The 15,160-nt window shown below is 65.7% G+C and carries 9 protein-coding genes; 3 read left to right on the top strand and 6 right to left on the bottom strand.

Translation table 11 applies throughout. The annotated features are described in order from the left end of the window. From trpA to NTH_RS10290, 3 genes are all read left to right on the top strand, one after another. Complete coding sequence (trpA, locus tag NTH_RS10300) at positions 1-840, top strand: tryptophan synthase subunit alpha (protein WP_338529933.1); 840 nt, start codon at positions 1-3, stop codon at positions 838-840. A gap of 86 nt (positions 841-926) precedes the next feature. Next, positions 927-1,868 carry an acetyl-CoA carboxylase, carboxyltransferase subunit beta gene (accD, locus tag NTH_RS10295; RefSeq protein WP_338529932.1) on the top strand — a complete coding sequence of 314 codons (942 nt, stop codon included), beginning with the start codon at positions 927-929 and terminating at the stop codon, positions 1,866-1,868. 23 nt (positions 1,869-1,891) lie between these two features. Continuing rightward, on the top strand, positions 1,892-3,214 hold the full coding sequence (locus NTH_RS10290; protein WP_338529931.1) for a bifunctional folylpolyglutamate synthase/dihydrofolate synthase: 1,323 nt from the start codon (positions 1,892-1,894) through the stop codon (positions 3,212-3,214). Positions 3,215-3,271: 57 nt separating this feature from the next. Here the strand turns inward: NTH_RS10290 and trxA are convergent, their stop codons facing one another. The 6 genes from trxA to NTH_RS10260 all read right to left on the bottom strand — a co-directional run bounded on the left by trxA (position 3,272) and on the right by NTH_RS10260 (position 15,127). Then, positions 3,272-3,595, bottom strand: coding sequence for a thioredoxin (gene trxA, locus NTH_RS10285; RefSeq protein ID WP_338529930.1), 324 nt, complete (start codon positions 3,593-3,595; stop codon positions 3,272-3,274). A gap of 101 nt (positions 3,596-3,696) precedes the next feature. Further along, positions 3,697-7,221 carry a double-strand break repair helicase AddA gene (gene addA / locus NTH_RS10280; protein WP_338529929.1) on the bottom strand — a complete coding sequence of 1,175 codons (3,525 nt, stop codon included), beginning with the start codon at positions 7,219-7,221 and terminating at the stop codon, positions 3,697-3,699. Next, complete coding sequence (gene addB, locus NTH_RS10275; RefSeq protein ID WP_338529928.1) at positions 7,218-10,355, bottom strand: double-strand break repair protein AddB; 3,138 nt, start codon at positions 10,353-10,355, stop codon at positions 7,218-7,220. The genes addA and addB overlap by 4 nt, the downstream gene beginning before the upstream one ends. Beyond that, positions 10,355-11,086 (bottom strand): nucleotidyltransferase family protein, encoded by a 732-nt coding sequence (locus tag NTH_RS10270; RefSeq protein ID WP_338529927.1) that lies wholly within the window; start codon positions 11,084-11,086, stop codon positions 10,355-10,357. The genes addB and NTH_RS10270 overlap by 1 nt, the downstream gene beginning before the upstream one ends. Next, complete coding sequence (gene tsaE, locus NTH_RS10265) at positions 11,083-12,585, bottom strand: tRNA (adenosine(37)-N6)-threonylcarbamoyltransferase complex ATPase subunit type 1 TsaE (RefSeq protein WP_338529926.1); 1,503 nt, start codon at positions 12,583-12,585, stop codon at positions 11,083-11,085. The genes NTH_RS10270 and tsaE overlap by 4 nt, the downstream gene beginning before the upstream one ends. 7 nt (positions 12,586-12,592) lie before the next feature. Then, complete coding sequence (locus NTH_RS10260; RefSeq protein WP_422392377.1) at positions 12,593-15,127, bottom strand: sensor histidine kinase; 2,535 nt, start codon at positions 15,125-15,127, stop codon at positions 12,593-12,595. Positions 15,128-15,160: the final 33 nt, after the last annotated feature.

Here is a 15,160-nt window from a genome sequence, read left to right as displayed (position 1 = left end):
ATGGCTACCCGCATTGATGCGCTTTTCGAGAAGCTACGGTCCGAGAACCGCCCTGCGCTCGTCACCTATTTTATGGGCGGCGACCCCGACTACGACACCTCGCTCTCCGTCATGAAGGCGCTGCCCAAGGCTGGTGCCGACATCATCGAACTCGGCATGCCGTTCTCCGATCCGATGGCGGATGGCCCGGCGATCCAGGCAGCGGGCCTGCGCGCGCTCAAGGGCGGGCAGACGCTGAAGCGCACGCTGGAGATGGCGCGCACCTTCCGCGAGGGCGACGACGCGACCCCCCTCGTGATGATGGGTTACTACAACCCCATCTATGTCTACGGGGTGGAGCGCTTCGTCGCGGATGCCAAGGCTGCCGGCATAGACGGGCTGATCATCGTGGACCTGCCGCCGGAGATGGACGAGGAACTCTGCCTGCCGGCGCTGAAGGGTGGGCTCAATTTCATACGGCTTGCAACGCCCACCACGGACGACAAGCGGCTGCCCAAGGTGCTCGAGAACACTTCCGGCTTCGTCTATTACGTGTCGATGACGGGCATCACCGGCTCGGCATTGACCGACGTTCCCAAGGTCGGCGCGGCGGTTGCAAGGATCAAGAGCCACACCGACCTGCCGGTCTGCGTGGGCTTCGGCGTGAAGACGGCGGTCCAGGCGCGCGCCATAGGTGCCGCGGCCGACGGCGTGGTGGTGGGAACGGCGATCGTCAACGCGGTGGCCAATGTCCTCGGCCCCGACGGCAAGACCACCGCCGATCCGGCCGAAGCCGTGGCGACGCTGGTTCGCGGGCTGGCAGACGGCGTGCGCGAAGCACGGCTCGCCGCTGCCGAATAGATTTGGCACGGGAATAATCCGAGCGGATCGCGGCCCGAAGAGAGACGCGAACCGCTCCGGAAGAGAAACGAAGGAAGGCTGCGGCCATGAACTGGATCACGAACTACGTCCGGCCGAAAATCAACTCGATGCTCGGCCGGCGCGACATGCCGGAAAACCTCTGGATCAAGTGTCCCGAGACTGGAGAAATGGTCTTTCACAAGGATCTCGAGGATAACCAGTGGGTAATCCCGGCTTCCGGGCACCATATGCGCATTTCCGCGCGGGAGCGGCTTAAGTTCTTTTTCGACAACGGCAAGTTTGAAACGCTGGAGAACCCCAAAGCTCCCGTCGATCCGCTGAAGTTTCGCGACGAGCGCCGCTACACGGACCGGCTTCGCGATGCCAAATCGAAGACGGGCATGGAAGACGCCATCGTAAACGGGGTTGGCACCATCCAAGGCCGTGAGATCGTGGCGACCGTGCAGGATTTCTCCTTTATGGGCGGGTCGCTCGGCATGGCCGCGGGCGAGGCCATCGTCAAGGCGTTCGAGACCGCCGTTGAACGCAAGCTGCCGCTGGTGCTGTTCGCCGCTTCCGGCGGGGCGCGCATGCAGGAAGGCATCCTGTCCCTCATGCAGCTGCCGCGCACCACAGTGGCCGTGGACCGACTCAAGGAAGCGGGTCTGCCTTATATCGTGGTGCTGACCAACCCGACCACGGGCGGGGTGACGGCCTCCTATGCCATGCTGGGCGACGTCCACATCGCCGAGCCCGGCGCGTTGATCGGCTTTGCCGGCCCCCGCGTGATCGAGCAGACCATCCGCGAAAAACTGCCCGAAGGGTTTCAGCGGGCAGAGTATCTGATGGAGCACGGGATGGTCGACATGGTCGTCTCGCGTCTCGAGATGAAGGAAACGGTAGCCCGCCTGATCAGCATCCTGCTCAAGTCACCGCTCGAAGACAGCATTGAGGAAGCGCCGGCCAAGAACGACGTGGTGCCTGCAAAACCCCCTGAAAGCGCGGAAGCCAACGCCGCGTCAAGCTGACCATGTCTTTCTAGGTGAAATCAATGAGTGCCGCCGAACGCGCCATCGAGCGGCTGTTGTCGCTTCACCCCAAGGGCTTCGACCTCTCGCTGGACCGCATTCGCAGGCTTCTGGCACGCCTGGACGATCCGCAGGAGCGGATGCCGCCAGTGATCCACATCGCCGGCACCAACGGCAAGGGTTCGGCGGCGGCCTTTGCCCGCGCGTTGCTGGAGGCCAGCGGCCATGCCGTGCACGTGCACACCTCGCCTCACCTCGTTCGCTGGCACGAGCGCTACCGCATGGGCGCGGCAGGCGGCGGGCGGCTGGTGGACGATGGCATTTTGGCCGAAGCCGTCGAGCGCGTCGCGCAAGCCAATCGCGGCGAGACCATCACCGTCTTCGAGATACTCACCGCGGTCATGTTCGTCCTGTTCTCCGAACATCCCGCCGATGCCGCCATTGTCGAGGTGGGGTTGGGCGGGCGCTTCGATGCCACCAATGTCATCGCGCAGCCGGCGGTCTCGCTCATCATGCCGGTCTCGCTCGATCACCAGGCCTATCTCGGCGACCGCGTCGAGCTGATCGCAATCGAGAAGGCAGGCATCATGAAGCCAGGCCGCCCGGTGATCATCGGACAGCAGGATTGGGACGCGGCGCGGGAAGTGCTGATCGAAACGGCGGAGCGGATCGGATCGCCGGCGGCCGTTTATGGGCAGGACTTCATCGCGTTCGAGGAGCACGGACGGATGGTCTATCAGGACGAAGATGGCCTGTTCGACCTGACGCCGCCAAGGCTGCCGGGCCGGCACCAGCTTGCCAATGCCGCCGCTGCAATTGCCGCTGTCAAGGCAGCCGGCTTCGCCGTGTCAGACAAGATCGCCGACAAGGCCATGCAGAACGTCTCTTGGCCTGGCCGCCTGCAGAGGCTGACCGAAGGCAAGCTTCTCGCGCTCGCCCCCCAAGATGCTGAAATCTGGCTGGATGGCGGACACAATCCGGGCGCCGGCACGGCGATCGCCGAGGCCATGGCCGGCGAGGAGGAAAAACGCTCGCGTCCGCTTTTTCTCATTTCCGGCATGATCAACACCAAGGATCAGGCAGGCTATTTCGCGGCCTTCGCCGGCATGGCCCGCCACGTCTACACGGTGCCCGTGAACGGCAGCGACGCCGGCGTGCCCAATGACGAACTCGCCGCGCGCGCCGCGGAGGCAGGCCTGTCCGCCGAGCCGGTGGCCTCCGTGGAAAATGCGCTGAAACTCCTGGCGGAGACCTGGGGCGACGAGCCGCCGCCGCGCATCCTGATTTGCGGATCGCTCTATCTGGCGGGCGAAGTGCTGGCGGCCAACGGTACGCCGCCGCAATGATCAAAGAAAAGCCGGCGCAAAGGCGGGGTTCTCCATCTCACATCGTGTGAAAGCCCGTCAGGCGACGGCGCCGCCGATCCAGGCCGAAAGCGCGGTCTTGGGCGCAGCGCCGACCTTCATGTCGGCGACTTCGCCGTTCTTGAAGATCATGAGCGTCGGGATGGAGCGTACGCCGAACTGAGCTGCAAGTTCGGGATTCTCGTCGATGTTCAGTTTGGCCACCTTGACCTTGCCGCCGAGCTCGGCGGAAATTTCTTCAAGTGCCGGGGCGATCATCTTGCAGGGGCCGCACCATTCGGCCCAGAAATCGACCACAACCGGCTCACTCGCCTGAAGAACGTCGGATTGGAAGTTGTTATTGTCTACCTTGACGGTGGCCATATGAGCCTCTCCTTGTCGTCAATCCAGTTGACTGGTCCGCTGACCGGGTATGTTGACTGGGCATGTGGGCATGCGCACCCTGCCGTTCAAGCTCGGTTTTCTCACGCTCGCGTGAGTCGGGCAAGGGCAGCTTCCATCGCGTTGCCCGGCAAATGGAGAAGGCGCGGTCCTTCCGTAAACAGAAGCGCGGAACAAATTTCCTTGCCGGGGTATAAAGGGCGCAAGAGCTCCGCATAAAGGGCAAGCTGGGCGATATAAGCCGGCGGCACCGCCTCCAGTTCCTCGGGCGCGGGGCGGTTGGTCTTGTAGTCGACGATCAGCACGGCCTCGTCCGTCACCGCAAGACGATCGATCTTTCCGCTAACGGCACGTTGCGCACCTGCGATCGCGAGCTTGCCCATCACCGATACTTCGGCCCGCGAACCCGGTGCAAAGACGGCGGCGAAAGACGGCTCTGCCAGGATTGAGATGACCGACGAAAGCACCGTCTCCCGCTCTTCCACCGGCCAGGACGCGCCGACCCGTTCAAGATAGCGCCGAGCGGCGCGTCCGCGCGCCTCCAGCTCCATGTCCGGCAGGACCTGGAGCAGCCGGTGAACCACATTGCCCCGCTCCAGCGCCAAACCGGCCGGTCGTTCGTCATCGAGTACGGGAGACCGGGCCGAGGCAACGGCCTCATAGCCACCTTCGATCAGCGCCGATGCGCCCGAGGGCGCAAGCGGCCGTGGCAAGGCAGGGGGCGGAGGAAGAGGCGCGCCAAGCGAGGGTGGCAGCGGGGGAACGGGTGCTGCCGGCGCGGACGCCTTGGCTGTTTCGCCCGCCCCGCCCAATGGCGTCACCCTATAACGCAGGACGGGTGCGCAGTCTTGGGGGTCGGCCTGCTCCTCGACGCCTGCCGCATCCTCGAAAGCCGCGCGCACAAGGCCGTGCCAGGTACCCTCCGCCGGCCGCATGCCATGATAGCCGCAAACGATCAGCCGGTCCTCCGCACGCGTCATGCCCACATAGAGCAGGCGGCGATACTCCTCTTCCGCCTTGTCCTTGGCCGCCTGCTCGAACTGTCGTGAGCGGCCGTTGGCGAGATCCTTGCCGGCGCGCCACAGATAGCCGGTGAGGTGCGGGCTCTGCTTCAGCGGGAAGGGCATGAGCGTCGGCAGATGGCTGTGGCTCGCCGCCGCGCTGCCGGGGTCAACGAGAAACACCACCGGCGCTTCGAGCCCCTTGGCCGCGTGCACCGTCATGATGCGGATCTCGTCGCGGGACTGGTCCATTTCCCGCTTGATCTCCGGCGCGGAGCCGTCGAGCGTCGCCAGAAGGGACTCAAGCCCCGGCAGTCCCGTCCGCTCGGCGGTCAGGCAGAAGGACAGGAACTCATCGAGCACATCGCTCGCCTCGTGCCCGAGCCGCGCGACGAACTGGCCGCGAGCGCCCTGTCTGCCCGGAACGCCGGCCAGAACGCCGGCATAAAACTCATGGACCTGCCTGAAGGCGGCGTCATTGCGCCATGTTTCCAGGGCTTCGAGGATTTCCGAAAGCTGTCCGCCATCGCGCGCGCCGGCGCGCAGGGCGGCATAGAGCGACGTGCCTTCGCCGCGTCCCCAGGCAAGGCTGAAAAGTGCCTCCTCATCCAAGCCGAAGATCGGGCTCTTCAGGACGGCGGCCAGCGACAAATCATCATGGGGCTGCAGCAGGAACCGGCCGAGGGCCAGCAAGTCCTTGACCGCGATATGCGCCGTGAGCCGCAGGCGGTCGGCTCCGGCGACATTGATCCTGCGGTTCTTCAGGCTGCGCGACAATGCGTGCACGAAGCGGTCGCGCTTGCGGACCAGCACCATGATGTCACCGGGCCGCAGCCTGCGGCCTTGGCCTTCCAGCATTTCGCCCTGTTCGAGCCAGCGGGCGATGCGGTCGGCCATGATTTCGGCAAGCCGGGCAGCGGGCGCCGAGGCGTGGTCGACCGACTTCGTCCAATCCTCGGGCTCGTCCACGGTTTCGGGGCTGAGTGGCGACCATATCTCGACATAGCCCGGCGCATTGTCGCGGATGGCCTTGTGCTCAGGCGGGCCCTCGGGATCCCGGGTCAGTCCGCGGCGCGCTTCCTCCCGCCTGAAAACCAGGTCGACCGCGCTCAGCACGTCGTCAGTGGAGCGGAAGGAATGGGTGAGACGCACCTTTTCGAAGCGGCCGCCGGCCTGCGGAACACGAAGATGGAAGGCCGCGCCGCTCTCGGCGAAAGCGGCCGGCTCGGCGCCCTGGAAGGAGTAGATCGACTGCTTTTCATCGCCGACGGCGAAGATTGTGCGTTCGACCCCTTCCCGCGCCCCATCGCCGGCAAAGAACTCGTCGGTCAAAAGCCGGACGATGCGCCACTGCTCGGGGCTGGTATCCTGCGCCTCGTCGATCAGCACGTGGTCGATGCCACGGTCGAGCTTGAACTGGACCCAAGGGCCTACATCCGGCCGCGACAGCAATGTCACGGTGCGCATGATCAGGTCGGAAAAGTCGAGGAACCCGCGCGCCCGTTTCAGGCGCTCGTAGCGGCCGATCAGCGCATCGGCCACGACAAGCGCGGCGCGGCTGGCTTCCAGCATCTGTAGGAGCGCCACCCGGTCGCAGGTTTGCGATATGATGGCGGCGGCCTGCTCGTAGCGCTCGAAAATGTCGGGCAGCCGGGCCCTCAGCGACGCCTTGAAAGTTCGTTCGCCATAGATCGCGCCGTCGGCCTTCAGGAACGCCTTGCGCAGATGGTGGAGACGTGCGAGCGGGTTGGCTTCGGCGTACGCCTTTTCGGCCTCCGGCAGGATGTGCTTTTGCACATCCTTGGCCTCGGTTTCGTCGGCGGCATCGGCAAACCGGCGAAACTGCGACGCGTCGAAACCGGGCAGCGGCCAGATGGCAGCGGCCAGCGTTTCAGGCCTGTCGCCGGCGCGGAAGCCGAACTCCTCGAACAATTCCACATAGGGTTCCGGTGCGTGGCCGATCGCCTCGATAAGCCGGCGCAGCCTGTCGCGCTTGGCGACGATGTCGGAAAGAAGCGATTGGAGGCCGCTCTCGCCGCCCAGTGCCAGCACATGGGCAAAAGCTTCCGCCAGCGGCCCGTCCTCTTCCGACGCCACGACGGTCAACAGGTCACGCCTGGCCTCGGCAACCAGCGCCTCCTCCATCTGGCTGTCCAGGAGCTGGAAATGGCCGGCGATGTTCGCTTCGAGCGGAAACTGGTGCAAAATAGCTTCGCAGAATGCGTGTATGGTCTGAATCTTCAGGCCGCCCGGCGTTTCCAGCGCCCGGGCGAAAAGGCGCCTTGCCCGGCGCAGCTTTTCGGCGTCAGGCGGCCGGCCTTCGAGTTTTTCTATCTCGACAGAGAGCTTTTCGTCCGAAAGCAGGCTCCAGCCCGCGAGATTGCCGAAGACGCGGGTGGCCATGTTGGCGGCGGCGGCGCGCGTATAGGTAAGGCAAAGAATGCGCGAGGGTTCGATCCCCTTGAGCAGAAGCCGGATCACGCGGCTTGCCAGCACATGCGTCTTGCCAGATCCGGCATTGGCCGAGACCCAGGCAGACAAGGCCGGATCGGAGGCCAGCGCCTGCGCCCTCAGCGTTTCAGAAGGAATGCGCAGGTTCGTGCTCATTCCGCATCGCCCTCGCCTTCGCCCGCATCGCCACCCGCCGACCATTCGAGGACGCGCGCCAGATGATCGTAGTCGCCATCCACATCGCCTTCCCTGAAGGGAAGGGCACGGGACAGATAGCCCGCCTCGACCCGGTCGTAATGCGCCAGAAGCTCCTCCAGCCGCCGCCATGCCTCGTCGGCGATCCCCGTCGCAGTCTTCTCGCTCTTATTGCGACCTTTGATCTCAAGGATCGATTCTTCCTCCACGCCGCCATTGGCCTTCAGCCGCACATAGCTGAGTTCGGCGGGCGTGCGGGCTCCCGGTCCGGCGAATGCGCCACGCGCCAGGAGGGCCGCTTCAAGCGCGAGCTGCGGGGCCAGCAGCCTGTGCGCCTGGATCCGCGAAGGCCGTGCGCCGGTCTTGTAATCGATGATGTGGGCACGACCATCGGCCAGGAGGTCGATGCGGTCGGCTCGGCCCGACAGCATCTTGCCCGTGGCGCCGACGGCGAGCGCGCCGGCGCGGATTTCGGCCAGGCGGCTGACAACGTGCTGTCCGCGCCCGCGCTCCCAGTCGATGAAGCTTTCGGCGGTGCGCTTGAAGCGCGGCCACCAGACAGCCTCCACGTCGGCGGGAAGGGCCGCTTCGGCAAAGAGCGCGCGGCCCGAATCGAGCAGCCGGTCGAGCGCGTTCCCGGCGCATGGGTCAGCACCCGATTTGATGAAGTGCTCCAATATATCGTGAAAGAGCGATCCGCGCTCGGCCGCACCCGGATCGCGGATGAGCGGTTCGACCGGCGACAGGCCCAACACGCGCCGCGCATAGACTGCATAAGGATCGCGCCGAAGCGTCTCGATCTCCGTGATCGAGAAGCGTTGCGGGCGCGCCTCCAGCGGCGGTTTCGGGCAGGGCCGCGGCGCGAAAGGCTGATCCTGCCGCGCTTCAAGCATGTCGGCCCAGTGTATGAAACGGCGACCGCGCCCACGCATGGCATCGCCCTCTTCACCGCCGACAAAAGCCAAAAGCCGCTGGAGCCAGCGTGAGGCGACGGCCGGCGCATCGCCTGCGCGGGCGGCCCGCGACAGCACGATTTCCGGCGCCCCCAAAGCCATCATGAAATCATGGGCGGCAAGGCCGATGCGCCGCTCCGGCGGCTCAAGGTCGAGCTCGGCCTTCATCAGTCGCGACATGAATCGGTCCGAGCGGGGAAGCTGAGGCCATGTGCCTTCGTTCAACCCGCCAAGCACCATCACATCGACGCTCTGCAGCCGAGCCTCGAGGGTCCCCCATATGGCGACGCGCTGGTCGGCGCCAGCCGCCGGCTTCACCGTCTTCCCGGCGATCAGGGCCATGAAGATATCCGGCCAGTCGGAAGCATCGAAAGCGAGGGAGGACCGGGTTCCGACGAGTTCGCGCAGGAAGCCGGCAAGCGCCTCTCCCGCCTCGCCTTCATAAAGCTTCGCCAACGCGCCGTCATCGCTTCGGCCGAGCGCCTCGAACGCATCGACGGAAGCGCGCACCGCCGTGGCAAGATCAGCGGTACCACCGCGAAGCGCGGTCAGCGGGGCGAGCGCGGCGTCGAGCGCGGCAAGCACTGCCCGTGCCTCGCCCTTTGCAGTCTCGCCGAGGCGCGACAGCCAGAAGGGCTTGCGCGCGGCCCCGGCCATGGCTGAAAGCCGGACATCGAAATCGTTGGAGAGCTCGGCCATATCCGGACGTCCCGTACCGCCGCGCAAGGCTATGAGCTCAATCCATTCGGTCGCGCGGCGCACCGCCTCCCGCTTCATGCCGAGGCGCAGAAGCGGATGTTTCAGGAGACTGATGATGGCGACGGGCTCGCCGGGGCGGAAGACGGCTTCCAGCATCATACGCAACAAGGTGGCAGGTATGGAGTCGGCAAGCGGGCTGCCGCCCGAATCGTCGGCCTGGATGCCGAATTTGCGCAGCTCCACCGCAACGCGGCGGGCCAGTGCGCGATCGGGTGTCACCAGCGCCGCCGTCGTCCCCTCACGGGAAATGGCATGGCGCAGCGCCACGGTGACCGCATGCGCTTCCTCGCGTTCGTTGGCTGCCTCGATGAGGCTGATGCCTTCCATGGCGCCTGCCGCCTTGGCGCGCTCGACCAGATCGCGATTGCCGGCCCAGCGCTCTGTCGTTTCGGCAGGAAGCAGCGCCTCGGCGACCAGACGGCGCCTTATCTCCAGTTCGTGCGGCGGTTCGGCCAGGTTTTCGACATCGCCGCGCGGGAGAGCGATGGACGCAACCAGCTTCTTGAGGCCGTGCTTCGGATGGCCGAAGGCCGAAGGTTGATCGAGCGCGCCGATGGCCTCCCAGATTTCACCGTCCAGACCCTTGTCGAAGCCCGGCAGTACCACAGCGCCATTGTCCAGCCGGCTGATCGTGGAAAGCAGGCGCGCGGTGGCGGGGATCGAGCCGGTCGAGCCGGCGGCGATCACCGGGCCGCGACCGGGATTGCGCTTCAGCCTTTCAGCCTCTGCGGTCAGCATCGCGTTACGATGTGCTGCGGGGTTGGAGCGGTCCATCGCCCCAAGGATATGCGGCCAGTGGGTGGTGACGATAGTCAGGAAATCGAGCGTGACCTGCCACCAGCCGGCGAGCTCCTGCGGCACCAGGGCTCCAAGCCTTGCCCAGTCGGCCTCCTCAGTCTCGACTTCATCCATGAGCGCAGCCAGATCGCGCGCCAGCCACAGGCTGTCGCTCACCGAGGCCGGCACGACAAGCCCTTCGTTGAAACGGGCGGCGATCTCGGCAGGCACCCGCGCTTTCCACGCCTGGACCAGCGGCGCCAGAAGCAGCAATCGGTCGAGCTGCCCCACGGGCGGTGCGTGATCGAGCATGGCCGCTCCGCCTTCGGTCTCCAGATCGGCCAGCTCCGCCTCAAACTCGCCAAGCGGACGAATGGTCGGGAGGATCGCCGAGGCGCCGCCGAGACGGTCGACGAAGACGTTGCGCAGTTCGCGCGCGGCACGGCGCGTCGGCAGGTAGATGGTGGCGTCGGCCAGCGCCAACGGATCCGCCTCGTAGCGGAAACCGGGCACAAGCCGCCCTTCCAGGAGCGCATCGGCCAGCGCCGGGAGGAAGCGCACGCCGGGTGGGATGGAAAAGACCCGAGGGTGACGATGTCCTGTCATCACGCCGTGGCACCCGCCCGCAACAGGACGGCCTCCGCCAGCGCAATCGCATCGGGCGTGCCGACCGTGAGCCAGTGGCCTTCCAGCGGCAGGCCGAACAGGCGGCCGCGTTCTATCGCCAAGTCGAAATAAAGATTGAGCGAATGGGGGCCTTGTCTCAGCGGCGGCATGAAGATGCGCGGATGGATGATCGCCGCGCCGGCATAGATATAGCCCGCCGCCTCGGCGCCCGCGCGCCGTAGCCGGCCGTCCGCATCTGCCAGAAAGTCGGCCTTTCCCGAGTGTCCGGTGGCCGCTGCCGGATCGGCCAGAAGCAGCAGCATGTCCATGCGCGAGGCATCCCATGCACCGGCAAGCCGCAACAGGTTTGGCCGATCGCGATCGATCCAGAACGTATCGGCGTTGACGATGAAGAAGGGCTCCTTCCCCAGCATGGGCAGCGCCCGGACGATGCCGCCGGCCGAATCCAGCAACAGGTCCCGCTCATCGGAAATCCTGATCTCCGGGTTCGTTCGTCCCTCCAGATGAACCGCCAGCGGTTCGGGCAGGTAGTGCATATTGACGACCGCCTCCGCAACGCCGGCGCGCATGAGGGCATCAAGGCTCCAGTCGATCAGCGGCCGGCCGCCGACGACGACCATCGGCTTTGGGATCGTGTTCGTGATCGGCCGCATACGCTTGCCAAGGCCCGCCGCCAGCACCATTGCATTCGAGGGTACGACACCGCTCATTCGGCTTCTCCTTCAAGCAGGCGGTGATCCTCGTAAAATTGACGCAGGCGGGCAAGACCAGGATGCTGCACCACCTGCCTGAGATAGCCCCGGATGCGCGGCAGGTGACCCAGGTAGCCGGGCTTGCCGTCGCGATGGGCAAGCCTCGTGAAAGTGCCCAGAAGCTTGGTGTTGCGCTGCGCGGCGGTGATTGCGTACGCCTCCTCAAAGGCGCCCCGGTCGAAACCGGGTCCACGAGCTGCGCAGTAGGTCTCGACCACAAGCTCTCGTATATCGGCCGGGATCGAGACGCGGGCATCGAAGGCCAGTGCCGCGGCGTCATAGGCAGCGGGGCCGAAAACGGCATCCTGCACATCGATCAGACCCAAACGGTCAAACCCGTCGCGATCTTCCCGCCAGACGATGTTGGGCGAATGAAAGTCGCGCAGCACGAGGCTTTGTTCAGCGGCGGAGAGCCGGTTGAAGAGAGCGAACCAGATATCCTTGAACTCCGCCACCTGCCCTGCGTCCGCGGGCCTGCCGAGGGCGAAGGGCATATACCAGTCGAGGCATAGGTCGGTTTCGATGCTCAGCGCCTCGCGGTCGTAGGCCGGCGGCTCATATGTACGGTGATCGTCGACCGGAAAGGCGCTCGGCCAGTGCCTCTCGTGGAGCGCGGCCAGCAGGCGCGATGCCGCCTCGTAGCGCGCCGCCACCGGCCGATCACTGTCCCCCAGGAAGCGGCCGCTGCCCAGATGCTCGATCAGGAGAAGACCGTCGTCGAGCGCCTGGGCGTGGATGCGCGGCGCGCAAAATCCTTCCACGCGAAGGGCATTCGCCACCCCGACGAAGGCGGTCACGTTCTGCGCCAGATGGGCGATGCGGCTGTAGGGCAGGCCGTCGCGGACGGCCGGCTCGTCGTGACGCTCGGGCGCGTCCATCAGGATCAGCGGCGGGCCGGAAGGCGGCTTGACCGTTTCATAGGCGCGAATGGAGGCGTCGCCAAGGAGAAAGGTCCGGCGGGCGCCGGCAAAGCCGGCTCCGTCGATGAAGGCGCGCACGGCAAGGGAATGGCGGATACGCGCCAGTGCGTCGTCGGGTCCTTCGATGCGCACCTCACGCCCCTCGCCCTTCTCGGTCAGCCGCAGACGAATGGCGCCAGCCATGGCCTGCTCGGCCCGTTCGGGCCATTCCACCAGCGCGACGCCTTCGGCGAGCGCCTCGGGCAGGCCCAACTCCTCCAGCTCCTCCGGCGCCGACAAGCGGTAAAGATCGAAGTGGTGCACGGGGCTGCGCAGCCCATAGGCCTGCACGAGCGTAAAGGTAGGGCTCGGCACTTCCAGCGCGCGATCGTCGGCAAGCGCACGAATGACGGCCCGGGCAAGCGCGGTCTTGCCCATGCCCAGGTCGCCTTCTAGCGCCACGAGATCGCCGGGCCGGAGCGCGATCGCCAGATCCTCGCCAAACCGCTCGGTCGCGTCCTCGTCGGCCAGATGAAGGGACAGGAATGACGGCGTCATGGCCGGCCTATTCGGCAGCCGCACGCATGCCCCGCGGCGCGATGGGAAAACGGCAGATAACGGTGGTTCCCCGGCCTTCGCCAGTCTCGATCTCCACCGTGCCGCCGTGCAGCTCGACAAAGCTCTTCACGATGGAAAGGCCGAGGCCGGCACCGCGCCGGCGGCCGCCATTCGTACGCGGTTCGAAACGGCGAAAGATGGTGCGCAGCACTTCTTGCGACATGCCAGGGCCATCGTCATGCACCCTGAATTCGACGCCATCCTCGCTCTGCCGCGCCGACAGGGTGATGAGACTGTCTTCAGGCGCGTAATTGGCGGCGTTGCTGAGCAGATTGTAGAGGATCTGGCGAATGCGGCTCTCATCGGCGTGGAAGGAGAAAGGCGCGTCGTCGACGGCGATCTCCAGCCTTATGCCGTGTTCCTTGACGCGTTCGGAGATCAGTTCGGCGGCAGAGGCGACGATCGGCCTGATCTCGACCTCTCCGATATCCAGCTCCATGATGCCCGCATCGACGGTGGCCAGATCGAGGATATCGTTGACGACAGTCAGGAGCAGCGAGGAAGACGAGCCGATATGGTCGACATATTCGCGCTGGCGCTGGCTGAGCGGCCCGGTCGTTTCCAGGGCCAGCAACTCGGTGAAGCCGATGATGTTGGTCAATGGCGAGCGCAGTTCGTAGGAAACATGCTGGACGAAATCGTTCTTCAGCTTGTCGGCCTTTTCCAGCGCCTCGTTCTTCTCCTTCAGCGCACGCTCCACGTTCACGCTGTCCGTCTCGTCCACGAAGGTCATCATCACCTGGCCGTTGGGCAGGTGGATGATGGCGTAGGATAGGATGGCGCCGTCGGTGAGTTCGGTGCGGCCGTGGCTATCGCGGCGTTCGTCGTCGAAGCCGGTGACAGCGGCAACGAAGTCGCCCCACGGGCTTTCCTTTGCCACGGAATCGCAGGCAGCCTTGAGAATGGAGATATGCACATCGCCGTTGGCCAGCTTCTCGGGAAGGCGCCAAAGCGTCCGGAAAGCCGGGTTGGAAAGGCGCAGGCGCCCGTCGGAGCCGAACACGGCGACGCCCTCGGCCAAATTGTCCAGCGTCTCGCTCTGCACCTGGACGACGGCGTTGTAGCGGCTTTCCAGATCGATCTTTTCGGTCAGGTTCTCGAAGACCCACGTCACGCCGCCCCTGGGCTGCGGATTGGCGATTACGCGGATAGTGCGGCCGTCGGGCAGATGCCACCAATGCTCCTCGGGCTCCACCGAGCGGTAGGCGGCAAGAAGCTGCTCCTTCCAGCGCCGCCATTCGGGCTGTTCGGCGAGCTTGCCGCCGCTGCGCAGGCGGTCGAGCAGAAGCGCGTTTTCCGGCGAGCCGTTGAGAAAACCGGGATCCAGATCCCAGAGCTTCTGGAAGGCCTGATTATAGAATTTGAGCTTCTGCTCCGCGTCGAAGATCGCAACGGCCGTGGTGAGCTGGTCGAGCGTATCGGCATGGCTGCGAACGGTGCTCTCGAACTCGCGCTTCAACCCATCCAGGTCGCTGGTGTCCAGGGCTATGCCGGCGCTGCCTTCGGCGCGGGCGAAATCCGTGACCGAGTAGACCCGCCTGTCGCCGCCAACGACCGTCGTCACCTGGTCACGGAAAATCGTGTCGTTCAAATGCTGCTGTGCGAGGCTGTCGCGCGTCGGCGTGGGGAGAAACTCCAAGCCGTCGCGCACGGCCGCGCCTGGGCTTTCGGCTTCCACCGCTCGAGCATAGGCCTCGTTGACCCATTTGAGCCGGCCGGCCCGGTCGCGCAGCCAGAACGGCATGTCGAGCGCGTTGATCAGGCCCAGCAGGTTCTGATGGTCGGCCGCAAGCCGCTGCTGCTCCAGCTTCAGGCGCGCGTTTTCGGATTGGGTGGACGACAGCGACAGGAAGCGGACCACCGCATGCAGGGCCGATTTGCGTCCCTGCACCTCGAGCAGGATGCCCTCGCGCGTTTCCACAACCAGATCGAAGGAGGCGCCCTTTTCGCGCAGGCCGGCCACTGCTCTGTCCAGCGCCGAGGCCGAACGCGGCATGAGCCATCGCCCGAACGCCAAGAAGGTGTTGCGCTCCAGCGGCGCGCCGCTTTCGGCAGGCAACTCGCCCACGACGTTGGGACGGCCACCGTCACCTGGCCAGACGACGAGCCGCTGATCTTTGAGATTGAGAAGCGCCTCGGAACGGGCAAGGGCCCCGGAAAGTTCTGCCACGCGGGTTCGCAGTGCCACATTTTCCGCCGCTATGCGGGCGCGCTGGCGTATCAGCCAGATCGCCGAAAGCAGCGCCGCTCCCATCACGCCGGCCAATATGGCGAGTTGGATGACCTCTACCGCGCCGACCGTGAGTCCGCGCCAGAGCGGCGGGTCCGAAGCACCCTGCGCCATGGCCGGGCTGCCGGTGAGCGCGGTGCAGCCGAGAGCGGGCAATGCCAGGCACATCAGGCCGCGAGCTCGGCGCAATCGCATCTTCCTACGGCCCTGCGGCCTTGCAGCCCCGCCGCGTAGCGGGTCCAGCCCCGGCATGTCCTGTTCCTCTCCGCCGCATGATCGTCAAGA

It is taken from the genome of Nitratireductor thuwali (genome assembly GCF_036621415.1).
GTDB classification, from domain to species: Bacteria; Pseudomonadota; Alphaproteobacteria; order Rhizobiales; family Rhizobiaceae; genus Chelativorans; species Chelativorans thuwali.
This window is presented reverse-complemented; position numbering and strand designations above follow the sequence as displayed.